Origin of the sequence: Bacteroides sp. Ga6A2 (genome assembly GCF_000702225.1) — a bacterium.
Classification (GTDB): domain Bacteria; phylum Bacteroidota; class Bacteroidia; order Bacteroidales; family Bacteroidaceae; genus Ga6A1.
The window spans coordinates 13378-37122 of record NZ_KL370875.1; the positions used below are offsets into that span (position 1 = coordinate 13378).

The following is a 23745-nucleotide window of genomic DNA, read 5'->3' on the forward strand; positions in this document are numbered from 1 at the left end:
GTCAAACATATGCGTAAGATAAATCGAACGATAGATGAGAAGTACAAAGCGTGCCCCATACGCAACGTAATAGAAAAGTTCGGCGACAAGTGGTCTTTGTTGGTGCTATATCATCTCAACGAGCGTGGCACCATGCGTTTCAACGATCTGGGGCGTGACATGTCTGACTGTTCGCAGAAAATGTTGTCACAAACTCTGAAGCGTCTGGAGCAAATAGGTCTTGTAGCTCGTCAAGTCTATCCAGAGGTTCCTCCACGGGTGGAATACTCCATCACTGAATTGGGCAAAAGTCTCATGCCCCATGTCATAGGTTTGATGGAATGGGCTACTCAAAACTTTGAGAATATTGTTAGAAATGAGGGTGATCTATAAGGACGAGGTTTTTATCATTTAGAATTAAAGGAGTCCTTTTTCCGCTTCTGGAATTTGGACTCTCTTTCTTTTTATCGAGATACCTCTTATAGACCGAAAGTGATGTGCCCTCACATATAAATTCGGCAACAAATGGGATTCATTGCCGAATTTATATACCGTACCAAAACTAACACATCACCTCCTGAATGTATTTAGTTTTAGAACAAGTTATATGTTGCAAATAGCAATTTTGTCGCGTATATTATAAAGGTATTATATATACACCAAAATGCCTTACCCCGAATGTCTTCAGTGGATCATTCTGTAAGACTGTAAAGGCTCACTTGACCTTCTTCTTGCTTTTTCTCTTTTATCTCCTTTCTTTTGTCGAATCTCATGTTGCTGCCTAACAGGACAGCTTGTAGCCGAACATTCCTAACCGCTTTTTCCACTCTTCAGTCTTGGACTTCCACTGCATAGTCCCTTTCCTTGTCGATGGGCATTCTTCGTTCACCATGCTCCTTTCTGATAGCATAATGATACGCTGCCACCTTACGTGTCCTTCTCCGTCCGATGGCCATGACGTGCTTTGTCTGAGCGTTGGACTGTCGTGCATCCTCCTTTTCGTATCTGTCACTGAATTGTTGCCTTTAGCGAAGTTTTCTCGCCATGCCAAAGCACAAACAAGTTTGACTTTGGTCATTTAGCTTAACGAAAACATTCTTATTCCGACTTCTTCATTTATGACTTTTCCGGGCGAAGCGAGTCACATTTACTTTTCAATACAAAAGTTACTCAACTGATAGATTTATACTCGCCGGGAGTCATGCCGGTGAGGCGACGGAAGTATTTTGAGAAGAATGAGGGATTGGCAAAATGCATCTCATCGGCAATCTGCGCTGCCGGCTTGTCCGTGTGGCGCAGTTCTATTTTGATGCGTGTGATGAGGGCACGGTCTATCCAGTCTTTGGCGGTGGTGCCGCTGGTTTGTCGGATGACGGTGCTCAGGTATCGCTCAGTGAGGCACATGCGGTCGGCATAGTAGCCTATTTGGTGATGCTCGGCACAATGCTGGGTGACCAGTTGGAGGAAACGGTCGAAAATGGTCTGTTCGCGTGAACGACTGCTGGCCAGCTGGTCAGTCTGCCGATGGAATAGCTGGTCGTAGTGATGCATCTGGGCAGCTACGAGTGCTATGACGGTGGGACGATGATAGTCGTCGGAGGCATGAACTGTTTGCCAGATGGCGTCCATAATATGTGTGGCGGTAGCGATATCCTCTTCGTTGGCGGACAACTGGAAGTCGCGCACCTGCCCGTTGAAGGCCGACGGCATCTGTCCCTGTGCAAAGGGCATGGGGAAGTTAGAAAAAAGTCCCATTCCGAAGATGCGGAGGTCAGGCGACAGACGCTTGGGATGGATGATGGTGCCAGGACCGATATAGACGAGTGTGCCGCTCGTAAGGTGGCGGTCTTGCAGGTTGATGGTAATTTCAGCCTCGCCGTTCATGATGATGCCCAAACGGTGATCATTGATGGTAAAAGGTGGCTTTTGGCGCATCAGCAGACTGAACACCGTGCTGTCGCCGTGAACCATTGCCAGTTCGCTATTCATGAATATATGCTCGCTCATTTGCGAGAGGTGTGGTGTCAGGATGTCACGCATTCGTGTGACGTCCATCAGTTGCGGTTGTCTGTTCATAATCAGTCCTTTTTGCTGGTAAAGATAATCATTTTCCGCGAAATAATGCTCTGTTTATGTATAAATCGAACAAAAAGAACATTTCCCCATTCTTACAGATAACACCACGATGAAAAAAGCATCGTACTTTTGTATCCGGAATTCAATGACAAAACAGATATGAAGAAATTGTTTTTAGCTTTGACTATGTTGCCGATGCTGGTACAGGGGCAGACGCTGGAAGAGTGTCAGCAGGCAGCAGAGAAGAATTATCCGCTGATACAGCAGTATGGACTTGTCGAGAAGACCACACAGCTGACTGTTGCCAATATCCAGAAGGGTTGGCTGCCGCAGGTGTCGGCATCCGCACAAGCCACGTATCAGAGTGATGTGACGGCTTGGCCTGACGAGATGAAGACGATGATGGGCGGTATGGGCATCGATATGAAGGGACTGACGAAGGATCAGTACCGTGTGGGCATCGATGTGCAGCAGACCATCTATGACGGAGGCGTCATCGGCAGTCAGAAACGTATAGCTCATGAACAGGGCAAGGTGCAGGCAGCACAGAATGAAGTCAATATTTATAATGTTCGCAGGCGCGTGAACGAGATGTTTTTCGGGCTGTTGCTGATTGACGAACAGATCAAGTTGAACAATGACCTACAGACATTGTTGGCAGGCAACGAACGCAAACTGGAGTCGATGACCAGGCGGGGAACAGCAGCCGAGAGCGACCTGCAGAATGTGAAAGCGGAGCGACTCAATGCAGTCCAGAAAGCCACCGAACTGGCATCGCAGAAACAGATGTTACAGCGCATGCTGAGTACATTCTGCGGCATAGAGATAAATAACATACAAAAACCGCAAGTGAAGGCAGAAGACGGAGGGCTGACAGCAGAAAACCGTCGTCCGGAACTGAAGGCGCTGGATGCACAGATAGGCGTGCTGAATGCTCAGGAGAGAGCACTCAACGCAGCGCTGATGCCGAAGGTAGGCGTGTTTGCTCAGGGCTTCTACGGTTATCCGGGCCTGAATATGTTTGAGGATATGATGCGCCACAAATGGAGCTTGAACGGCATCGTCGGTGCACGGGTAACGTGGAACATCGGTGCCCTCTATACCCGCAAGAACGACAAGGCAAAACTGCAGTTGCAGCGTGATATGACAGAAAACAACCGGGAGGTATTCCTCTTCAATAACAACCTGGAACAGATTCAGCAGCACGAGAACATTGCACGCTATCAGAAGTTGATGGCTCAAGACGGAGAGATTATCACATTGCGACAGGCTGTGAGAAAAGCGGCAGAATCGAAGCTGGCACACGGCATCATCGACGCGAACGACCTGGTGCGCGAGATCAATCAGGAGCATGCTGCCTATGTGCAACAATCCATGCACGAGATAGAGATGCTGAAAGAGATATACGACAACAAATACACGACAAATAATTAAGCATATGAAAAAGATATATGTATTGGCAGGTGTGGCGCTGATGATGACAGCCTGCGGAAACAACGAGAAAGAATACGATGCAACGGGCACGTTCGAGGCTACCGAGACGACCGTGTTTGCCGAACAGAGTGGGGCATTGCTGTCGTTTGACGTGAACGAGGGCGACAAGATGGAGGCAGCCCGAGAGGTGGGACTTATTGACACCACGCAGACGTGGCTGAAGATTCAGCAGATGGACGCTACCAAAGCGGTGTATCAGAGTCAGAAACCCGATATGGAACTCCAGATAGCAGCCACTCGCCAGCAGTTGGCTAAGGCTCAGCAAGACGAGCAGCGCTACCGCGAACTGGTTGCCGACGGGGCTGCCCCCTCGAAGATGCTCGACGACGCTACGAGCCAGGTAAAAGTGTTGCAGAAGCAGTTGGATGCGCAGATATCATCGCTGAACACCAGCACGCAAGCCCTCGACAAGCAGACGGCAGCTGCTGAGGTTCAGAAAGCACAGTTGCAGGATATGCTCCGCAAGTGTCACATCATGACTCCCACCAAGGGAACCATTCTCGAGAAATATGTGGAACGTGGTGAGTTCGTGAGTGTTGGAAAACCATTATTTAAGATAGCCGATACCGAGTCAATGAAACTGCGTGCCTATGTTACTTCTGCTCAGTTGCAGAATCTCAAGATTGGACAGAAGGTAAAGGTATTTGCTAACTATGGTGACGGGCAGCGCAAGGAGTATGCAGGTACGATCAGCTGGATATCGTCTCGTTCGGAGTTTACACCCAAGACTATTCTCACAGACGATGAGCGTGCCGATTTGGTGTATGCCGTCAAGGTAGCTATCAAAAATGATGGATTTGTGAAGATTGGTATGTATGGGGAAGTGAAATTAAGTGAAAAGTGAATAATTTGCTACTGCTATGGATGCTATTATTGTTAATAACGTGTCGAAGTCGTACGGACGGGTGCAGGCACTTTGCGATGTATCGTTTGCTGTCGGCAAGGGTGAGGTCTTTGGACTGATTGGCCCTGATGGTGCCGGAAAGACATCGATGTTTCGCATCCTCTGTTCGCTGTTGCTGCCCGATGTAGGCACGGCGACTGTAGATGGCTACGATGAGGTGAAGCAGATGCGTGAGGTGCGCTCCCGAGTGGGCTATATGCCGGGCAAGTTCTCGCTATACCAAGATCTCACTATCGAGGAGAACCTGAACTTCTTTGCCACCCTTTTCGGCACCACCGTTGAGGAGGGCTACGACTCGATAAAGGCCATCTACTCGCAGATAGAACGCTTCAAAGACCGCAAGGCGGGCGCCCTCTCGGGTGGTATGAAGCAGAAACTGGCCCTATCGTGTGCATTGGTACACCAACCCAGTGTGCTCTTCCTTGACGAGCCCACCACGGGTGTTGACCCCGTGAGCCGTAAGGAGCTGTGGGAGATGTTGCTTATGTTGAAGGAACAAGGAATAACGATCTTGGCTTCAACGCCTTATCTTGATGAAGTTCGTTGCTGTGAACGCGTCGCTTTTCTGGATCAGGGGCAGGTGCGCGGCATTGGCACTCCCGATGATATTCTCTCTCAGTTTGCCAGTATCTTCAATCCGCCAGGCATAGATAAGAGTGAAGAGTTAAAAGATAAGAGTGAAGAGTCGGAGAATGTCATTGAGGTGGAGCATCTGGTAAAAGCCTTTGGCTCATTCCATGCCGTTGACGACATCTCGTTCAGCGTTAAGCGAGGCGAGATATTCGGATTCTTGGGAGCCAACGGTGCAGGTAAGACGACGGCGATGCATATGCTGACAGGTCTGAATCAGCCCACCAGTGGAACGGGTAGGGTGGTAGGTTTCGACATCCGCACGGAGTATGAGCAGATTAAGCGCCACATAGGCTATATGTCACAAAGGTTCTCGCTTTATGAAGACCTTACCGTTGCCGAGAATATCCGTCTCTTTGCCGGCATCTATGGCATGAAGGACGATGAGATTCGTCGCAAGACCGATGAACTCATGGAACGCCTGCAGTTCACGGAGCACAAGAACGACCTCGTTGGCTCGCTGCCATTGGGTTGGAAACAGAAGCTGGCCTTCTCCGTCTCTATCTTCCACGAGCCGGGCGTGGTGTTCCTCGATGAACCCACGGGTGGTGTCGATCCCGCCACACGCCGCCAGTTCTGGGAACTCATCTACGACGCTGCCCGTCGCGGCATCACCGTATTCGTGACTACCCACTATATGGACGAGGCAGAATATTGCGACCGCATCTCTATCATGGTGGACGGCAAAATCAGCGCCCTCGGCACACCCGATGAACTGAAACAGCGTTTCCACCAACCCGACATGGACCATGTGTTTACCTATCTGGCCCGTCAGGCCACCCGTAGTGACAGTTGAGCGTTTAGAGTTTAGTGTTTAGAGAAATGAAACAGTTTATAGCATTTGTAATCAAGGAAGCCAAACATATTCTGCGCGACAAGCGTACGATGCTCATCCTCTTCGGCATGCCCGTGGTGATGATGCTGCTCTTCGGCTTCGCCATCACCACCGATGTGAAGAATGTGCGCACGGTGTTGGTCACCTCTGAGATGTCGCCCCGTACGCAGCAGGCCGTAGAACGACTGGCACAATCGGAATACTTCATTATCACGCAGACGGTGAACACTCCACAGGAGGCCGAACGGCTCATCCGCAGTCAGAAGGCCGATATGGCACTGGTGTTTGCACAGGGTCGTGGCGTTCAGATGATGGTTGACGGCAGCGACCCCAATATGGCAACGCAGTGGACGAACTATGCGCAGGGCGTGCTGGCAAACATGCAGGGTAGTATGGTAAACTCCAAGATGCTTTATAATCCCCAGATGCGTTCTGCCTACAACTTCGTGCCAGCCATCATGGGTATGCTGCTGATGCTCATCTGTGCCATGATGACCTCGATATCGATTGTCCGCGAGAAAGAGAAAGGTACGATGGAGATACTGTTAGTATCACCCGTTAAGCCCCTGATGGTAATCATTGCCAAGGCGGTGCCCTATCTGGTGCTGGCCTTTGCCATCCTCATCACCATCCTCCTGATGGCGCGTTTCGTGCTGGGAGTGCCCCTTGCTGGTTCGCTGTTCTGGATTCTGGCTGTGAGCACCCTCTATATTCTGCTGGCGCTCTCGCTGGGACTGCTCATCTCCAACGTGGCACAGACGCAACTTGTGGCCCTGCTGCTATCAGCTATGGTGTTACTCATGCCTGTGGTCATGTTGTCGGGCATGCTGTTTCCTGTTGAATCGATGCCTACGATTCTGCAATGGATATCTGCTGTGGTTCCACCACGTTATTATATCGAGGCTATGCGCAAGCTGATGATTATGGGCGTGGGCTTTGGCGAAGTGGCTCGCGAGGTGGCAGTGCTGGCAGGTATGACGGTGGTGTTGCTGGCTATCGCCCTGAAGAAGTTTAACGTAAGATTGAAGTGATAATAACTCTTAATTCTTAATTATGATTAAGTATCTCATACAGAAAGAGTTCCTGCAGATACGCCGCAATGCGTTTCTTCCCAAGCTCATCATCATGTTCCCCATCGTCATCATGTGCGTCATGCCGTGGGTGATGCAGATGGAAGTGAAGAACATCGTGGTAGATGTGGTTGACATAGACCACACCGTGGAGTCGCAGCGGTTGGTACAGCAGATTGCTGCCTCTAATTATTTCATCTTCAGTGGACAGAAGGTCACCTACACAGAAGCGATGAAGGACATTGAGAAGGGTAGGACCGATGTCATCCTCGAGATTCGCGGTGGCAAGTATCTCATTGCAGTCAATGCCGTCAACGGCACCAAGGGGGCAATGGGCAGCGCCTATCTCTCGCAGATAGTCAGTGCTCCTGTCTCAACGCTCTCAGCCGCTTCCGTACTTACCCTCTACAATAAACAACAGAACTACAAACTCTTCATGATTCCGGCCCTCTTTGCCATTGTGATGATGCTGATGACAGGCTTCCTGCCCACACTCAATATCGTTGGTGAGAAGGAGGCTGGTACCATCGAACAGATCAACGTTACGCCCGTTTCCAAGTGGTCGTTCATCCTCGCCAAACTTATCCCTTACTGGCTCATTGCGCTGTTTGTCATCACCGTGTGCTTGTTGTTGGCGTGGTTCGTTTATGGCATCACACCTGCTGGTCCCGTGTGGCTCATCTACGTGCTTGCTATGCTGCTGGCGCTATTCTTCTCTTCTTTCGGACTCATCGTGTCCAACTACTCCGACACCATGCAGCAGGCCATGTTCGTGATGTGGTTCTTTGTGGTGAGCATCATGTTGCTTTCGGGACTTTTCACCCCTACGCGATCCATGCCCCAGTGGGCGTATCTTACCACCTATATCAACCCCATGCACTACTTCATTGATGCCATCCGCACCGTCTTCATCCGTGGTGGTGGGCTGCACGAAACTGCCCATCAGGTCTTAGCCCTTGCTGGCATCGGTACACTGATGGCTTGTTGGGCCGTACAGAGCTATAAAAAGAATTCATAAGGTTGATGCTGCAGATCTTTGTGACAATAGTTTATTCAATATGTTGATGTTTTGACATGTGTGAATCTCCACAGATCGTTAGTGTGTTCTATATTTGAGAATTATAAATTCGGCAGTAAACTAAAATTACCGCCGAATTTATTTTTTTAGAATTGTTATTATTCCATCTTCACGATAGCCTCAATCATTTTCTTCGAAGGCATCTTGGCATAGTTCTGTTTATGCCCTGGCGTCTGAATCCAGAGAGTTGTGCCGCTTCTCCTACGGAAAGCATCTCATGAGAGATTCTTGCTTTCCATTCTGCGTCCAAACTATCGTAAGGATCGTAGAAGTGTTTCTTGTTGTTGTATATCATATTATCAAAACCTGCTTTTGTGCAGGCATGATAATATAATGAAATCAGTGCAATGCAAACATCTACAAAAATCTGCAAATATCAGGTGACAACTACCCTCAAAATGAGTATCGGATATTTGCAGATTTTTACCCCCATTTTTCGCACTTTCTACCGTAGAATGTGCTAATTTTTATTTGTAGCTATTTTTACAAATAGCTGATAATTAGATAGTTATTATATTTTGTTAAAATACTCTAACAAAGTATTGTAACAATAAAAACGAAGCCTTCGGATTCTTTTTTTGATTCCGAAGGCTTCTTGTTTGTTTATCTTCCAATGCTCTGGAGATATTCAGTCTTTCTTATCTCGTATTGAGTTACGTTTTCTACAAATCTGTCCTTGCTTTGCTGAAACATTGTCTGTGCCTCGAGAAGGTCGCTCATGGTGCAAGTGCCGGCGTTGTAGTAGTCGGTGTGCAGACGAAGATTCTCTTTGCTCTGGCCGATGCTGTTCTGCGAGATTTCAATCTGCTTATAAGCCTCGTTCAGCGCGTTCCACTTGTTCTTGATGTTGATGACGAGCAGTTCGCCGTTGTCCTTCAGACTGTTCTCGGCGTTCTGGACTTCGATTTTCTGCCTCTTCATATTGTGCGAGCCGCCAATCCAGTTGCTTATCGGGATGCTTATGGTTGCCAGACCGATGAGGCTGTTCTGACTTTTGTCCATCAGATTGTTGTAACTGTACATTCCGCCAACCGAAACGGTTGGCATATTCTTTCCGACGCTCATCTTGTATTGTAGTTTCTGCGCCTTTACGTTTTGCTGAAGAAGTTGGTACTCGCTTGTCTGCTGAACGGCATCGTGTGCCGAGGTGTACAAGTAAGACGGCGGTTGCGGCATCTGCTCGGCAATAGAGCAAGCCACGTCGATGCTGTCGATGCCAAGTCCCATGCTTTGCGACAGCATATTGCGGCAGATAGCGATGCCGTTCTCGACCGTGATGCGCGAACTTTTCAGTTCGTTGCGCTTCAGGTTTACTTGCAGAAGGTCGTTTCGGTTTGCCACACCTGCATTTACGGCGGTGTTTACGTTCTGCTCTATTGTCTTCAGTTGGTTGTCTACGATGGCCAGCGTGTTCAGTTTCTCTTTCAGCATAACAATGTTCCAGAAATATTGAGTGATGTTGAGTTTTACCTCGTTTGCCGATATGTTATGCTTTAGCGTGCTGACCTCTATTCCCACCTTGGCAAGTTTGTTGCCCGTCGCAATCTGTCCGCCGGTGTAGAGCGGCAGCATAGCCGAGACGCTGCCAAGAACGCCGTCGTCTACCATCTCCATTGTCTGTGGAATGCCGAGAGGAGAGAGGTTCATCTGTACCAGTCCTTTGTCAGCTACGAATCCGGCAGCCGTTGCGCTTACCTGCGGAATGTAGTTGGCAAACGCCTCCTTTTTCTGCTCCTTGGCACTCGAAATCTCGTTTTCAGAAGTCTTTAATTTAGTGTTGTTCTGCAAGGCGATATTTATGCACTCTTCGAGCGAATATTGCTTCTGGGCCACGGCTGGCGCACATAGCAGAACTGTTGTGATAAACAAAACTAATTTGCGCATATCTTTTTGTCTTTCTTTTCGTTAAGTTTCCAATAAACAACCGGCAATACGGTTACGACCATTATCAAGGCTCCTATTCCGCCGGCAAAGATTGTTACTCCCACAGGCATCCAGAAGTTTGTTGCCTCTATAATCATCGGCACAACTCCAACGGCGGTGGTGGCTGTTGTCAGGAATATCGGAACCATGCGTCGCCGTCCGGCATCATAGGCAGCGTCTTTTATCGTCCAGCCCTGTTTTACACGGTCGTTGGCATGTTCGAAAATCAGAATCTCGTTTCGCATAATCATTCCCATAAGGGTGATAAAGCCGAAGACCGAAGTCAGGCCGACGGCACGATTCATCAGAGCCAGACCGATGATTGCGCCCGGGATGCTGAGACTTATGGCGGCGATGCAGACAAACGTCACTTTGTACTGGCGGAAGTTGAACAGGATGAAGAAGAAGATAATAACCACCGATATTGCTATTCCCTGAGTGATTGGAGTCGTTGTCTCGTTGTTGTTCTCCGGTTCGCCGCCAATCTCAAGCCTTACGCCATCGGGAATGTGAATCTTTGTCTTTGCTATGTTCTCGAACTCCTTGTGCAGAGGGGCAGAGAGAACGTTCTTCTTCAGCTCTGCCGTAACCGTGATGCATCGTTCTCCCTCGCGATGGATTATGTTCGTTGCTCCCCAAGAGTAGTGCGCATCGCCTATCTGACGGAGCGGAACGCTTGTCGCAGCCGAGGAGAGATACAGATTGTTGATGTCGCTGCAATCGAACTGCTGACTGTTTATGTCCTTTATCTTTACAGGAACGTTATAGTCGCCTTCCCACACGCTCGTAACCGTCGTGCTGCCAGTTGCCAGAGCAAGCTGAAGCTCGGACAGCGTGCGGTTTATGCCAAGTTGAGACGAAGCGACTGGGTCGAGTTCAACCTCTATGAACGGACGCTGCTCCTGCCAGTCGGTATGAACATACATGATGTCGGGATTCTTGCGCATCTCTGCCACCATCTCTTGGGCAGCCGTGCGAAGACTGTCGATGTTCTCGCCGTAGAAACGATATTCGAAAATAGGAACATTCAGAAAATCAAGCTGCTTGAACTTTACGAAGGCGTTAGGGTAGTGCTCGCTCAGCATCGGCTCGTACTTGTCGAGCAACGCTTCGGGGGCTTCTACCGACTTTGTGTTCACGATGAACTGGGCGTAGTTCGTTCCTGCAATCTTAGGAGCGTAGGCAGCGTGGAATCGTGGCGATGAGCAGCCGATGAAGCGCGTTATGCCCACCACGTCGTCTTCCTGCTTCAACAGATTGTAGACAGAATCGGCAATCTCTGTTGTCTCGTTCAGCCCCTTGGTGTCGGGAAGGGTTATCTCGACGGCAAACATATCTCTGTCGGCAACAGGCATCATCCTTATCTTCATGTTCGGCACAATCAGCACACACGACATGACGGTAATGGCAACAGCTCCGCAGATGGTTGTCCAAGGGTTGCGGAATGTCCAGCCCAGAACCTTCTCGTAATATTCCTGAACATAGTCGGTGAGTTCCTTCTTTGCCTTCTTCTGCTTCTTCTTTTTTCTCTTTATGAACATGAATTCCAAAACCGGAATGGTGGCAACGGCAAGAATCAGCGAAACCATCAGGTTGATGAGGATTGTCCACGGAAGCCACTCAACGAAATCGGCTGTTGTTCCGACCATTGTGAAGAGCAGAGGGAAGAAGATGATGGCGATGCACAGAGTGGCAAGCATCATTGGCATAAAGTAGTGCTGTGCCGATATTGCTGCCGCATACCATCGGCTGTAGCCTTTGTTAAGATATTCAAGATAGCCGTCGAGAACTACGATGGCATTATCTACCACCATTCCGAGCACGATAATCAGTCCGGCAAGGGTTACGGTGTTGAGCGGAATGCCGCACATATACATTATTCCAACCGAGATGAACGTGCTGAGAGGCACGGTGATGCCGGCAACGATGGCTGTGCGCCACGGAAACAGTAGGAGCATCACGACGATGATGATAATCATCGACTCGATAAGGTTCACCATGAAGTCGCTTACGCTGTTTCCTACCACCTTGCATTGATCGGCTATGCGGATGATAGACACATCCTTAGGCAGTTCGTTGGCTGTGAAATCGTCGAGCACCTTCTGCACGTCCTTTCCGTATTCGACGATGTTGTTGCCCTCAATCATTTCGAGCGACAGCAGAATGCATTGGTTGCCATTGTAGTCTATGCGGCTGCTGTTTGCGTCGTATTCGCGCTTTACGGTGGCTATGTCCTTCACGCGCACAACCTTGCCGTCCGTTCCGCTGAAGATAATCTGGTTCTCAATCTCCTTTTCGCTTGCAAGACTTGGCTTGACGTGTATCGGCATGTTCTTTTCGAGTCCGCTGATGCCGCCGCTCATTGTTGTCAGCCCTGCCGACTGCATAGCCTGCACTACAGCCATCTTTCCTATTCCGTACGAAGCCAGACGCTCTTGGTCTATGTAGACGGTTATCTGCTCCTGATTGTTGCCATACAGAACCGCGTTGCTTACCGAAGGCACTTGTCGCAGACGGTCGGCAAGGTCGTCGCTGTACTTCTTCAGCTCCTTATAGCTGCGGCTGTCGCTCTCTATGGCTATGAGCAATGCCGATGAAGAGCCGAAATCATCGTTTACGCTCAGGGCGAGTACGCCGCTTGGCAGGCTCTGACTCTTGAAAGAGTTAAGACCGTGCTTAATCTTGCTCCAAACCTCGTCCTTGTTGTTTACGTTGTCCTGAAGCTCGACCATAGCGATGCACATTCCGTTGGTGCTCGTGGTGGTTGTCTTGTGCCTCTTTACCTCGTCGTAGGTGAAGAGGTAGCGTTCGAGCGGCTTGGCTACCTGCTCCTCAACTTCCTCGGCTGTTGCGCCTGGATAGACGGCAACCACAACTCCCTGCCTTATCACAAAATCGGGAAACTCCGACTTTGCCATCTTGTCGAAGCCAAAGATTCCGAAGACGAACAGCAGGATTATTATCAGTCCCGTGATGCGGAAGTTGTGCATCAGGTACGAAACCCAGTTTATCTTATTTTTCTTTTTCATAATCTGTTACATTTTTATTTCTGAGCCATCGCTTATTTTCTGATAGCCTTCGGTTATGATGATGTCGTTGTTGGTCAGACCCTCCTCAATAACTATTCGGTTGCCGATGCTTTCGCCAGTCTTTACCGGTGTTTTTGCAGCCTTGTTGCCGTTGGCTTTCCATACGAACTTCTGTCCGTCGGAGCCTTTCTGCACGGCTGTAACCGGAACGGTTATCGCCATCTTTTCGTTGCCCCTGCCGTTGCCGAAGCGCACGTTGCATACCATTCCCGGCAGAAGCCTCTGTCCGTTGTTCTGAACCGAAATCTTGGCGTTGTATGTTCGGGTTATGGCATCAGCCTGAACGCCTTTCTCAATCTTTCCGCCCTTGAAAGATGCTCCGCCGAGAGCCTCCACCTTGATTGTCGAAGGCGTTGAGGCTTTGATTGAGCCTATCTCTTTCTCGGGAATAGAAACCAGAACCTTTACGTTGTTTACGTCGAGGATAGACAGGACTGCCTGTGCCGGAAGTGCCGTCTCGCCTGCGTCAACGTATCTTTTGCCAACAATGCCGCTCGTAGGAGCGTACAGATTGCAGTCGTCGAGCATCTTCTTAGCCATGTCGTAGCTTGCCTGAGCCTGCTGAAGCTTGCTCTGCGCCTCGACCCATTGTATCTCGGGAAGCGAGCCGTTGTCGTGTAGTTGCTTGTATCGCGAGATGGCGTCTTTTGCCTGCCTTAGAGTGGCATCGGCAGCCTCTACCGAGTTTCGCGCCTGTGTTGGGTCGAGCGTTGCTATCAGCTGTCCTTTTCTTACCGTCTGCCCCTCGTCGAATAATACTTTCTGAACAATCCCCATAGAGGTGAAGCTTACCGTTGTGGTGTTCGAAGCCTCTACCGTTCCTACATACGGCATAACGTCGTAGTCTGCCGTGGCGTACACTTGCTCGGTTTTTACGCTCACGGCGTTGTTTTCCGTCTTAATCTCTTTTTCTGCGCATGATGTCAGAGTAGCGATTCCGACAAAAAATGCTAAATAACTTTTTTTAATCATATAATGTTTTATTATTCGTTTTCTGCCGCAAAGAAATAATGAAAAAAAGAATTATGGGACAGAAAAACATCTCCGAAGTTGTTCTATTTTTCTTTCTGTGTGAGTGAATGAGAAAAATAAGACATCAATAAGGGCTTTTGAGACAACAGACATAGACGAAAAAATGCTTACTTTGCAGCAGAATCAGAAAAAACGAAAGTCATGGAAGATTTTTTATTGAATTGTGATGTCTGTACCGACAGACGCATAACGGTGATAACCAGTCTCGACGAGATAAGGAGAGAGATGCTCGACCGCGAAATTGTTATGAACGATTATGTGGCTGTCCTCTTGCTTAGGGGAAGTGCCGAGGTGTCAATAAACGACAAGATATATAGGATTGAGCAGAATCAGATGCTTTTCGGTCAGCCGAGCATCGTGTTGCGCAAGCTCATGATAAGTGTCGATGCCGAGGTGAAGTCGATAGCAATTTCGGGTGAATATGCCGAAGAGATATTCGCGTTGGACAGGGAGGCGATAAACATGCAGATTTTCCTGAAGCAGAATCCTGTCTTTTCTATTGATGAGGACAGCGTCCGCGTATTCTGCCAGTACTGCGACTTGTTGAAAAGCCGCCTTGCCCAAAAAGATTTGCCCTATCAGAAGGAGATTACGGAAGCTCTGCTTACGGCTTTCAAATACGAGTTTGGAGGCGCGATAGTAAACCGCATGGATTTCCCAAGGACAGAATTTTCCTCGGCCGACAGCATCTACAAGCAGTTCCTTGTTCTACTCGAGAGTTCGTCGGCAAAGTATCATCAGGTATCATATTATGCCGAGAAACTGAACATTACCCCTAAGTATTTCTCAACCGTGTGCCGTAAGGTTACCGGAAAGACGGCACTTCAGGTCATAGACATGGCGGTGCTGAGAGATGTCGAGAGTCAGCTTAGACGCGACGATATGAACATCAAGCAGATAGCAGCCACCCTCGGATTCCCTAACCAGAGTTTCTTTGGCAGATATGTGAAGAAGAAACTGGGCGTGTCGCCGCAGAAATACAGGGAGAATTTGGCTAATAATGTTTAGTCTGTACGCTTTTTGTGACATTTGTGCCATAAAATACGACGTTTGGTTAGGCTGATTGTTGATATTTGTTAGTATTTTTGTGGCGCAATCTTTCTATCTTATTATTCTTAAAATGAATGCGACAAACAAAGTAGGATTGGTGCTCGAGGGTGGCGGACTGAGATGTCTGTTTACATCAGGAGTAATTGATGTGCTCATGGAGCACGGTATAGACTTTCCGGCAACCGCTGGCGTGTCGGGCGGCGTGCTGTTTGGCTGTAACTACAAGTCGAGGCAGCCGGGCAGGGCTTTGCGCTACAACATCAGATTCAAGGACGAGCCGAGATATATGAGCTGGAAATCGCTCCGCCAGACAGGTAACTATGTGAACGACGAGTTCTCGTACCACAAACTGCCATACGAGCTCGACCCGATGGACTTCAAGACCTATCGCGAGAACAGTATGGAATTCTACGTCGTATGCACGGATATCGAAGAAGGAAAACCCGTATATCGTCGCATAGACGATGCCGATGGCGAAGGTCTCGAATGGTTCAAGGCATCATCGTCGATGCCCGTCTTTGCCAAGCCTGTTGAGATTGACGGGCACTACTATCTCGACGGCGGAATAACCGACAGTATTCCGCTCAAGTTCCTCGAAGGCCGCGGATACGGCAAGAACGTCGTCGTACTTACCCAGCCTAAGGATTACAAAAAGAAGAAAGCACAGCTGTACCTGCTTCTGCGTCTATGGCACAGAAAGTTCCCTAAGGTGGCGCAGCTTATGAGAGTTCGCCATAAGATGTACAACGCGCAGCTCGACTACATTGCCGAGCAGGAGCGCAGCGGAAAGGCCTTCATCGTCTGTCCTGACGAGACACTCGGCATAGGGCGCATAGAGCAGGACGAGACAAAGATGCGCAACGTGTACGAGGCTGGGCGCAGAAAAGCCGAGGAAATGCTTCCGCAGCTGCTTGAGTTTCTTGAAGGTAAATAACTAATTAAGTAACATCAGTAATAATTATGAAGGCACTCCCCATTGCATTTTTATTGCAGGGAGTGCCTTTTTTGTTTCTCTCAACCATAATTATTGTTATTTTTGCATCTGAATTGAAAAAACAGACCGAATGATGACAGAAAACAGCATATTGCCGAAAGACTGCGACCCGATGGGGCAGGCTATTCTCGACTATCAGACAACAGGAAAAGCCTCTACGCTGAAGGTCCTCTCAACCATGTTCGACGATGACGAGATGTCCGTTCCGTACCTCTTCCGCATGGAAGAGAGTTTCCCTAAACTCGAACGGGTTGCCCTCGGGATGGCTTCGGGACGAGTGCTCGATGTGGGCGCAGGAGCCGGATGCCATGCCATCGCGCTCCAGAATAAGGGACTCGATGTTACGGCCATCGACGTGTCGCTGCTCAGCTGCGAGGCTATGCGCCTGCGAGGATTGAAGAACGTGCAATGCGTAAACTTCTTCTCGCCAATGTTCGACGAGCGTTTCGATACCGTCTTGATGCTGATGAACGGCACAGGCATAGCCGGAGAACTCGAGAACCTGCCTAATCTTCTGCGCAGGGCTGCTTCGCTTCTTGCCGACGGCGGAAAGATTCTCATCGACTCGAGCGACCTTAAATACCTGTTCGAGAACGAAGACGGCTCGTTCGATATCGACCTTAACGACAAGTATTACGGCGAGGTTGACTATCAGATGCAGTATCGCAAGGTGAAAGGCAAGCCGTTCAACTGGCTCTACGTCGACTTCCCGATGCTGAAGGCCGTTGCCGAGGATTGCGGACTGAAATGCAAGATGGTTGAACAGGGAAACCACTACGACTATCTGGCGCAGATAACAAAATGAAAAAAACTAAAATACAGATACTAATGAACAAGAAACTTATTGCTGTGGCATGTGTTGCTCAGCTTGCGTGCGCTAACATTGCGGCGCAGAATGCCGAACCGGTAAACGACATGACCACTCCGCTGCACCTTCTAAAACCTAACTATCGCGTAACCTACGGCGAATTGGAAGCCAAGGACGTGAAGGCTACGCTCGACCGTATTTTTGCCTATATCGATGCGCAGACGCCTGCCCGCCTCGTAAAGGACGGTAAGGAGATGGGTAAGCTGAAGAAGCTGCCCGAGGGTGCGGCTCTCGACCGCGGTGCGTTCCGCATTGGCAGTTACGAGTGGGGAATAACCTATCAGGCTCTGATTGATGCCAGCGCAATCACAGGCGATGCCAAGTACAAGAACTACGTTACGCGCCGCTTCGACTTCCTGAAGAATATGTATCCGCTGTTCAAGCCTCTCTCTGGAAAGGTCAAGGACGCCCAGATGGAACAGATTATCAATCCGCGTGCCCTCGACGACTGCGGAACGATGTGTACGGCAATGATGAAGGCTGGCAAGAAGCTCGGCACGAAAGGGCTTGACTCGCTTGTTGAGAACTATTTCCGCTTTATAGAGAAGAAGCAGTATCGCCTTTCCGACGGAACATTTGCACGCCACAGACCGCAGCGCAACACCATCTGGCTCGACGATATGTATATGGGCATCCCAGCCGTGGCTTATCGCGGCGTTTACACAGGCGATGCCAAGTATTTTGACGAGGCTGCCACGATGTATCGCCATTTTGTTGAGCGCATGTGGCTTCCCGAGAAGGGTATCTACCGCCACGGATATGTAGAGGGACTGAATCAGCAGCCTACATATCACTGGGCAAGAGCCAACGGATGGGCTTTACTCACTACCGTAGAGTTGCTCGATATGCTCCCTAAGAATCATAAGGACCGCGACTTCGTGCTTAATCAGCTTCGCCTGCATGTGAAAGGTTTGGCTGCCTTGCAGAGTATGGACGGCTTCTGGCATCAGTTGCTCGACCGCAACGACTCGTACCTCGAAACGAGCGCGACAGCCATCTATACATATTGCATAGCCCACGCCGTAAACGAGGGCTGGATTGACGGCATAACCTACGGTCCAGTGGCTCAGCTTGGCTGGCATGCCGTAAACAGCAAGGTCACTCCAGAGGGGTTGGTTGCTGGCACATGCGTGGGCACAGGCATGGCGTTCGACCCTGCGTTCTATTACTACCGTCCTGTAAGTGCGGCTGCGGCTCATGGCTACGGTCCTACGCTGTGGGCGGCTGCCGAGATGATTCGACTTCTCGACAAGTGGCATCCGCGCACAAACGACAGCGGTCTGCACTACTACGAGCAGAAGCAGACTTGTCCAAATCCGCTTTTCTATCTCACCGAGGATGGCAAGGGCGAGGAGGTCGTTTTCTGATAATATCATCTGAAAACCTGATTTTTACAAAGCCGATACAGTCTTGTATTTTTTTGCAAGACTGTATCGGCTTTTTGAATAGAAAATATGTATCTTTGTCGCCGAAAAAAATTATAACTAAAGAAAAAAGCATGAGAAAATTTGTTAATACCAAAGCATTGGCATTGGTAGGTTGTATGATGGTTAGTCCTTTGCTGGCGAAAGCACAGGGATATACTGGTCCTACAACAGAGGTTGAGAATTATAGCGGTGCGTATTATACGGGCAAATACACAAGTCCATTCAAGACTGTTCTTGGAAAGACCGACGCTGAAATTCAGGCAAAGCTCGACCAGTTGTGGAATCATTATTTTAAGGGTGACAACAACTGCAAGGTCTATTTCGACAGGGGCGATGAGGCCTTCGTCAAGGACATCAACAACAACGATGTGCGTTCAGAGGGCATGAGCTACGGAATGATGATTGCCGTACAGACCAACCACAAGACTGAGTTCGACAAGCTCTGGAAATGGGCAAAGAACCACATGTGGCACAAGAGCGGTAACTGGGACGGCTATTTTGCTTGGCAGCGTAATGAAAGTGGCTCTGGTGGCGATGATAATTGCGCTCCCGACGGTGAGATGTACTTTATGACGTCTCTTCTCTTTGCTGCCAACCGCTGGGGCGACAGTCAGTACATGGAAGATGCACAGTATATCTTGAAGAAAATGTGGGAGAACTACAATCATAAACTGTTCAATCAGCAGCATTATGTCATCACCTTCCAGCCACAGGGCAACGAGAACAACTTCTCAGACCCGTCTTACGACCTTCCTGCATTTGTCGACCTCTTTGCTCATTGGTCTACAACAAACACAGATAAGTGGGCTAAGGCTGCCAAGGCTACTCGCGACCATCTCTACAAGTCGTCGCACTCTAAGTCTGGCTTGTTCTCCGATTACAGCAATTACGACGGAACGCCACATCCTACGGATTACAACAGTAATGCCGATAAATACATGTACGATGCCATGCGTTGTGCCATGAACTTTGGTATGGACTACTATCTTTTCGGTAAGGATGCTGAACGTCAGGAACTGATGGCACGAAGACTCATAGATTTCTTCGAGAAAGATGGTTACAAGCATGCCCGATTCAACTGGGACGGTTCAAATCCGAAAGAAAATTATACAATTGGCGAGGCTGGCTGTAATGCCGTGGCTTGCTATTGTCTGCTGAACAATCCGGATTACAAGGAGAGTGTCAAGAAGAACCTGAAGATGGCATGGGAAGCAGTTCCAATGAGAGGTCAGTACCGCTATTACGACGGTCTTGTTCATTACTTGTCTATGCTTCACTTGTGCGGAAGTTTCAAGATATGGAAGCCTGCACAGAAGACAACAGTCGTAAACATGGTATCTTCGGAGGTTGAAAGCGAGGCATGGTACACACTCGACGGCAAGCGGCTCAACGCCGAGCCTACACAGCACGGCATTTATATCCGCAATGGCAAGAAGATTTATGTGAAATAAGAACTTAGTTTTTTTCATGATAAAATGGCAGAGGATAAGAGCAGATTCTTGTCTTCTGCTTTTTTTTGAGACAATTCATAATTAGTTAGAGAAAGTTGAAAAAATCAGAATTGACATTGACAATTAACAATTCATAATTCATAATTCATAATTCAAAATTGCTTTTATAATTAGAGGAAGTTGTAAATTCTGAGACAATTCACGATTGACAGTTTAGGAGTCGTAACGAACAATTTCGTCAGAAATTGTTCGAACGTCGTAGGAACGTCGTAGGAACGTCGTAGGAACGTCGTAGGAACGTCGTAGGAACGTCGTAGGTATATGCAGAGTATATCCAAGGTATATGTAAGCTATATGTTAGGTATATGTTAGGTATATGTTAGGTATATGTTAGATATATGTAGGCTATATGTTGTGTAACTAATCACTGAAAATGAAGAAATATCGAAGCTGATGTAAACTAACTGATAATGAGTATGAGACGGGGTGATTTGCATACTACTGCTCTATTTGTAAAGGGCAGAAATATGCAGAACTATGTTTTTGAGGCCTTCAAGTATACCGAAAGCCTTATAAGTAGTTATTCTCCAAGTAGTCTATCAACAGTAGAGATACGCATCTGTTTTATTGCATAACATTCCTTTTACCCGTATTTCCTGACCCTCTGATTTCTTCGTGATAAAGATAATTCACTATCGAGGGATGTCCTTTGGGACTTCGTTCGTAAGGCAATTCATTATCCACATACTTACATTGAGCATCCTGCGCCATTTCCGCGGCCTCTTGCTCCAATTGCTTCCAATATGTTCGGTCTTTATGCAAATAGATTTCTTCATAAAGTGGGAACAAATGGGGATAGTATGATTTGATATAACCCATAATGTTAGCCTTAAAACCACCCCGCAGATTGAGGTTCTCAAGCCAAAAGAGGTCGCAAATATCTTTCACTTCATGAAAAATAGCTTTGAAATTGGTGATGCCAGGGAAGATGGGCGACACAAAACAAATGGTTCGGATGCCCGCCTCGTAGACCTTTCGCATGGCTGCGATGCGCCGCTCTATGCTCACGGCCTTGTCCATGTCGGCACGAAATGTCTCATCAAGCGTGTTGACTGACCACGATACGGTGACTTTCTTCATTTGCCGGAGCAGGTCAAGGTCGCGCAACACGAGGTCGCTCTTTGTACAAATGAGTATTTCCGCATCGCTGTCTTTGAGCTCTTCAAGCAGTTTACGTGTCCTGCGGAACGTTGCTTCTTCGGGATTATACCCATCGGTCACTGATCCAATAACCACCCGTTGTCCGGCATATTTCTTCGGATTCTTGATTGCAGGCCAATGCTTCACGTCTAAGAAAGTGCCCCATTCTTCTTTATGTCCTGTGAAGCGCTTCATGAATGAGGCGTAACAATACTTGCAAGCATGGGTGCAACCCACGTATGGATTCACCGAATAGCCACCAACAGGGAGGTTGGACTTGGTCATGATGCCACGCACCTCTTTCGTTCCAATGAGTGTTTTTGCCATATTTCTTCCTTTATTCTTTATAAATCCTCTACCGTTTCACCGTTTTCAGGAATAAAGACGCGGTCTAAAATTCCTGCCACTTCCGCACGCTTTCTCACCATTTCACGCGTCACGCTATTATGGTTCACGCCTTCAAGATGCGTCACAAATAACTTTGCATCAGGTGCAGCTGCAGCAACTTTTACCACATCTTCATCGTTCATAATAACGCGTCCACCCAAGCGAAAGCCATTGCCACCTGCATTAAGGGTGATAACCTCGGGGCGAAAACGCTTCAAATTGCGCTTCACACCAGCATACCAGATGGTATCTCCGGCGTGATAGAGCGTCTTTTCTTGTGGATGAGTGAATACATAACCCGCTGTATGTCCGGCAGGATACTTCATGATGAAATTACCATGCTGGCTTTCGGCCTTTTGTATGCTCACTTCCCCAATCCTTGTATTGTCGCCGACAACTTCCACATGATTAAATCCATGCGACATCACCACCTGCCGATTGTTTTCGTCTTGCACAAAAAATCGCATATCTTTAGGCATCATTTCATAGGCCGCCTCATCGATATGGTCATCGTGTAGATGGGTAAGCAACACCGCATCTACACCTTTTAGCATCTCTTCTACAGGAAAAGGTAGTTCATGAAGTGGGTTGCGCAGATGTTGATTTCTACTAAAGGGGAAAGGAGGCATGCAGCCTTTCTTTCCCAACATGGGGTCGATCAGAATTTTCTTTCCCCCATATTCAATGATTATCGTTGCGTTTCTTACTTGTTGGATATTCATTGTTTATTAAAATTAAAGTTTAACATTGGCTTCCAGCATAATACCATCCTTCAGAGGTTCATCATCATCAGAGAACGAATTTGCCTTATATTGTACGCAAAGCACGAGCATTTCGCTGCTGCCTGTGTTCTTGAAAGCACGTTTGCCATTGGGCGCAATTCTCACGATGCTTCCTTCTGAAACGGGAAATCGTTTGCCGTCTACATCGAAAATGCCTTCACCTTTAAGAATGAAATAAAGCTCTTCGTGGGTTTTATGGGTATGGCGTGTGCCATAATCCTGCCCAGCTGCAAGACTTTGGAAAGACAATTCTGCGCCTGTTGCTTGTAGTGCATGTCCGGCAAACATCTTTCCCGGGATAGAGAAATTGCCCATAGCCAACTCATATTCCTTAATTTCATTCAACTTACCTACGTTCACCGTGGTGAAGTTCTCACCTTTTTCTACAATTTTAATTTCTTTCATAATGCTATTTGTTTTGATTACGAGTGCAAAGGTAGTGCATAAAACAAAGACACATTCTACCATTAATAATATATGCTCTACCATTTTGATAAGCCATTAATTATTCGTACATTTGTTGCATGAAATTAGAGAGTCATCCCCAAGAACTTACACAAATTCCTTTCTGCAAAACGGAATGTGGTGTAGACTTCAACATCAATACCGATACGCACGAGCGTTTGCGGGGCGTATTGATGGAGTATCTGTCTTTCAAAACCAACTTCTTCGAGTTGTTTTTCTTTAGGAAAGCATCCGGGTGGCTGCGTTATGGCTTTCAATATATCGAGTTGAAAGACAATACGGTGCTGATACTTTCGCCGCACATCCATCAGGAGTGGCACATTGATGAAAGCCAAACGGATTATCGTTTCCTTATTTTCCGTGATGATTTTCTTTCAACCTATTTTGCCGATCCTTTCTTTACTTATCGTTTGCTTTATTGCTACCAAACAGATTTCCCACCCTATCTGTCGGCTACAGCTATGGAACAACAAGAATACGAGCGTTTGCTTGTGCGGATAAAAGAAGAACTCAACCATCCTCTTGCCGACAGCTATCACATCATCGTATCCTTGCTTCATTATCTGCTCATGACCCTTAATCGTAGGTATTCTGCTCAATACCATCTGCCTTTTGATGCCCCCAAGAACCACCATGCCTTTGAGTTCAAACAACTCTTAGAGAAACATATTCGCCAATACCAGCAAGTGGCCGACTATGCAGCCATGCTGAACATCAGCCGCATCACATTGAATGCTTCTGTACAGGCACAATATGGGCAAACGGCCGTACATCTGCTGAAACAACGTCTGCTTGCAGAAATCAAGAATGAAATACTATTCACTGACAAAACTACCAGTGAATTGGCATACGAATTCAATTTCTCGGAGCCGGGACATTTAATGCGTTTCTTCAAAAAACAAACAGGACAGACGGTTACGGAGTTTAAAGAAGAATATAAAGGACAACAGTTTACCGCAGAATAGAAAAATGATTAAACGAAGAACTTACCAATACAAAATGATGGCAAGG

At 48.0% G+C, this 23745-nt stretch carries 19 protein-coding genes; 12 read left to right on the top strand and 7 right to left on the bottom strand.

Features of this window, described 5'->3' with window-relative positions:
• Positions 1 to 9 precede the first annotated feature (9 nt).
• Positions 10 to 372, top strand: coding sequence for a winged helix-turn-helix transcriptional regulator (locus T538_RS0116265; RefSeq protein ID WP_031535876.1), 363 nt, complete (start codon positions 10 to 12; stop codon positions 370 to 372).
• Between the two features lie 777 nt (positions 373 to 1149).
• On the opposite strand, the gene T538_RS0116275 is transcribed toward T538_RS0116265, so the two are convergent.
• Positions 1150 to 2055 carry a helix-turn-helix domain-containing protein gene (locus T538_RS0116275; RefSeq protein ID WP_031541549.1) on the bottom strand — a complete coding sequence of 302 codons (906 nt, stop codon included), beginning with the start codon at positions 2053 to 2055 and terminating at the stop codon, positions 1150 to 1152.
• A gap of 159 nt (positions 2056 to 2214) precedes the next feature.
• Here T538_RS0116275 and T538_RS0116280 point away from each other — a divergent pair, with 159 nt between their 5' ends.
• The 5 genes from T538_RS0116280 to T538_RS0116300 are packed head-to-tail and all read left to right on the top strand — an operon-like array spanning position 2215 to position 8006.
• Positions 2215 to 3489, top strand: coding sequence for a TolC family protein (locus T538_RS0116280; protein WP_031535869.1), 1275 nt, complete (start codon positions 2215 to 2217; stop codon positions 3487 to 3489).
• A gap of 4 nt (positions 3490 to 3493) precedes the next feature.
• On the top strand, positions 3494 to 4393 hold the full coding sequence (locus T538_RS0116285; RefSeq protein WP_031535867.1) for an HlyD family secretion protein: 900 nt from the start codon (positions 3494 to 3496) through the stop codon (positions 4391 to 4393).
• A gap of 16 nt (positions 4394 to 4409) precedes the next feature.
• Positions 4410 to 5879, top strand: coding sequence for an ATP-binding cassette domain-containing protein (locus T538_RS0116290; RefSeq protein ID WP_031535864.1), 1470 nt, complete (start codon positions 4410 to 4412; stop codon positions 5877 to 5879).
• A 26-nt stretch (positions 5880 to 5905) separates the two neighbouring features.
• Positions 5906 to 6949 (top strand): ABC transporter permease, encoded by a 1044-nt coding sequence (locus T538_RS0116295; protein WP_031535861.1) that lies wholly within the window; start codon positions 5906 to 5908, stop codon positions 6947 to 6949.
• Positions 6950 to 6968: 19 nt separating this feature from the next.
• Entirely contained in the window at positions 6969 to 8006 is a 1038-nt protein-coding gene (locus T538_RS0116300) for an ABC transporter permease (RefSeq protein WP_031535858.1), read from the top strand.
• A 663-nt stretch (positions 8007 to 8669) separates the two neighbouring features.
• Here T538_RS0116300 and T538_RS0116310 read toward each other — a convergent pair.
• From T538_RS0116310 to T538_RS0116320, 3 genes are read right to left on the bottom strand one after another with little or no spacing between them, the layout of a single operon-like run.
• Positions 8670 to 9950 carry a TolC family protein gene (locus T538_RS0116310; protein ID WP_031535856.1) on the bottom strand — a complete coding sequence of 427 codons (1281 nt, stop codon included), beginning with the start codon at positions 9948 to 9950 and terminating at the stop codon, positions 8670 to 8672.
• On the bottom strand, positions 9938 to 13018 hold the full coding sequence (locus T538_RS0116315; RefSeq protein ID WP_031535853.1) for an efflux RND transporter permease subunit: 3081 nt from the start codon (positions 13016 to 13018) through the stop codon (positions 9938 to 9940). Before T538_RS0116315 ends, T538_RS0116310 begins: the two co-directional genes overlap by 13 nt.
• A gap of 6 nt (positions 13019 to 13024) precedes the next feature.
• Positions 13025 to 14050 carry an efflux RND transporter periplasmic adaptor subunit gene (locus T538_RS0116320; protein WP_031535852.1) on the bottom strand — a complete coding sequence of 342 codons (1026 nt, stop codon included), beginning with the start codon at positions 14048 to 14050 and terminating at the stop codon, positions 13025 to 13027.
• A 201-nt stretch (positions 14051 to 14251) separates the two neighbouring features.
• Between T538_RS0116320 and T538_RS0116330 the strand changes: the two genes are divergently transcribed.
• From T538_RS0116330 to T538_RS0116350, 5 genes are all read left to right on the top strand, one after another.
• Positions 14252 to 15118, top strand: coding sequence for a helix-turn-helix domain-containing protein (locus T538_RS0116330; RefSeq protein WP_031541550.1), 867 nt, complete (start codon positions 14252 to 14254; stop codon positions 15116 to 15118).
• 112 nt (positions 15119 to 15230) lie between these two features.
• On the top strand, positions 15231 to 16094 hold the full coding sequence (locus tag T538_RS0116335; RefSeq protein WP_031535847.1) for a patatin-like phospholipase family protein: 864 nt from the start codon (positions 15231 to 15233) through the stop codon (positions 16092 to 16094).
• Positions 16095 to 16227: 133 nt separating this feature from the next.
• The gene (locus tag T538_RS0116340; RefSeq protein ID WP_031535844.1) at positions 16228 to 16959 is read left to right on the top strand and encodes a class I SAM-dependent methyltransferase; all 732 of its coding nucleotides are present in this window, start codon (positions 16228 to 16230) and stop codon (positions 16957 to 16959) included.
• Positions 16960 to 16982: 23 nt separating this feature from the next.
• Positions 16983 to 18389 (top strand): glycoside hydrolase family 88/105 protein, encoded by a 1407-nt coding sequence (locus T538_RS0116345; protein WP_031535843.1) that lies wholly within the window; start codon positions 16983 to 16985, stop codon positions 18387 to 18389.
• Between the two features lie 131 nt (positions 18390 to 18520).
• On the top strand, positions 18521 to 19900 hold the full coding sequence (locus T538_RS0116350) for a glycosyl hydrolase family 8 (protein WP_081835066.1): 1380 nt from the start codon (positions 18521 to 18523) through the stop codon (positions 19898 to 19900).
• Between the two features lie 624 nt (positions 19901 to 20524).
• Here T538_RS0116350 and T538_RS0116355 read toward each other — a convergent pair.
• Genes T538_RS0116355 through T538_RS0116365 form a run of 3 tightly spaced genes read right to left on the bottom strand, consistent with a single transcriptional unit; the run spans position 20525 to position 22674 of the window.
• Positions 20525 to 21427 (bottom strand): radical SAM mobile pair protein B, encoded by a 903-nt coding sequence (locus T538_RS0116355; RefSeq protein ID WP_031535838.1) that lies wholly within the window; start codon positions 21425 to 21427, stop codon positions 20525 to 20527.
• A 17-nt stretch (positions 21428 to 21444) separates the two neighbouring features.
• Complete coding sequence (locus T538_RS0116360; protein ID WP_031535836.1) at positions 21445 to 22209, bottom strand: MBL fold metallo-hydrolase; 765 nt, start codon at positions 22207 to 22209, stop codon at positions 21445 to 21447.
• Positions 22210 to 22221: 12 nt separating this feature from the next.
• A complete protein-coding gene (locus T538_RS0116365; protein ID WP_004384417.1) occupies positions 22222 to 22674 on the bottom strand; it encodes a cupin domain-containing protein in 453 nt (150 codons plus the stop codon).
• Between the two features lie 119 nt (positions 22675 to 22793).
• On the opposite strand from T538_RS0116365, the gene T538_RS0116370 reads away from it, so the two are divergent.
• The gene (locus tag T538_RS0116370; RefSeq protein ID WP_031535832.1) at positions 22794 to 23699 is read left to right on the top strand and encodes a helix-turn-helix domain-containing protein; all 906 of its coding nucleotides are present in this window, start codon (positions 22794 to 22796) and stop codon (positions 23697 to 23699) included.
• The last annotated feature ends 46 nt before the right edge of the window (positions 23700 to 23745 follow it).

Bases quoted from the DNA above. Each gene is read 5' to 3' on its own strand.
- T538_RS0116265 (WP_031535876.1), top strand. From the start codon at position 10: ATGCGTAAGATAAATCGAACGATAGATGAGAAGTACAAAGCGTGCCCC.
- T538_RS0116275 (WP_031541549.1), bottom strand. From the start codon at position 2,055: ATGAACAGACAACCGCAACTGATGGACGTCACACGAATGCGTGACATC.
- T538_RS0116280 (WP_031535869.1), top strand. From the start codon at position 2,215: ATGAAGAAATTGTTTTTAGCTTTGACTATGTTGCCGATGCTGGTACAG.
- T538_RS0116285 (WP_031535867.1), top strand. From the start codon at position 3,494: ATGAAAAAGATATATGTATTGGCAGGTGTGGCGCTGATGATGACAGCC.
- T538_RS0116290 (WP_031535864.1), top strand. From the start codon at position 4,410: ATGGATGCTATTATTGTTAATAACGTGTCGAAGTCGTACGGACGGGTG.
- T538_RS0116295 (WP_031535861.1), top strand. From the start codon at position 5,906: ATGAAACAGTTTATAGCATTTGTAATCAAGGAAGCCAAACATATTCTG.
- T538_RS0116310 (WP_031535856.1), bottom strand. From the start codon at position 9,950: ATGCGCAAATTAGTTTTGTTTATCACAACAGTTCTGCTATGTGCGCCA.
- T538_RS0116315 (WP_031535853.1), bottom strand. From the start codon at position 13,018: ATGAAAAAGAAAAATAAGATAAACTGGGTTTCGTACCTGATGCACAAC.
- T538_RS0116320 (WP_031535852.1), bottom strand. From the start codon at position 14,050: ATGATTAAAAAAAGTTATTTAGCATTTTTTGTCGGAATCGCTACTCTG.
- T538_RS0116330 (WP_031541550.1), top strand. From the start codon at position 14,252: ATGGAAGATTTTTTATTGAATTGTGATGTCTGTACCGACAGACGCATA.
- T538_RS0116335 (WP_031535847.1), top strand. From the start codon at position 15,231: ATGAATGCGACAAACAAAGTAGGATTGGTGCTCGAGGGTGGCGGACTG.
- T538_RS0116340 (WP_031535844.1), top strand. From the start codon at position 16,228: ATGACAGAAAACAGCATATTGCCGAAAGACTGCGACCCGATGGGGCAG.
- T538_RS0116345 (WP_031535843.1), top strand. From the start codon at position 16,983: ATGAACAAGAAACTTATTGCTGTGGCATGTGTTGCTCAGCTTGCGTGC.
- T538_RS0116350 (WP_081835066.1), top strand. From the start codon at position 18,521: ATGAGAAAATTTGTTAATACCAAAGCATTGGCATTGGTAGGTTGTATG.
- T538_RS0116355 (WP_031535838.1), bottom strand. From the start codon at position 21,427: ATGGCAAAAACACTCATTGGAACGAAAGAGGTGCGTGGCATCATGACC.
- T538_RS0116360 (WP_031535836.1), bottom strand. From the start codon at position 22,209: ATGAATATCCAACAAGTAAGAAACGCAACGATAATCATTGAATATGGG.
- T538_RS0116365 (WP_004384417.1), bottom strand. From the start codon at position 22,674: ATGAAAGAAATTAAAATTGTAGAAAAAGGTGAGAACTTCACCACGGTG.
- T538_RS0116370 (WP_031535832.1), top strand. From the start codon at position 22,794: ATGAAATTAGAGAGTCATCCCCAAGAACTTACACAAATTCCTTTCTGC.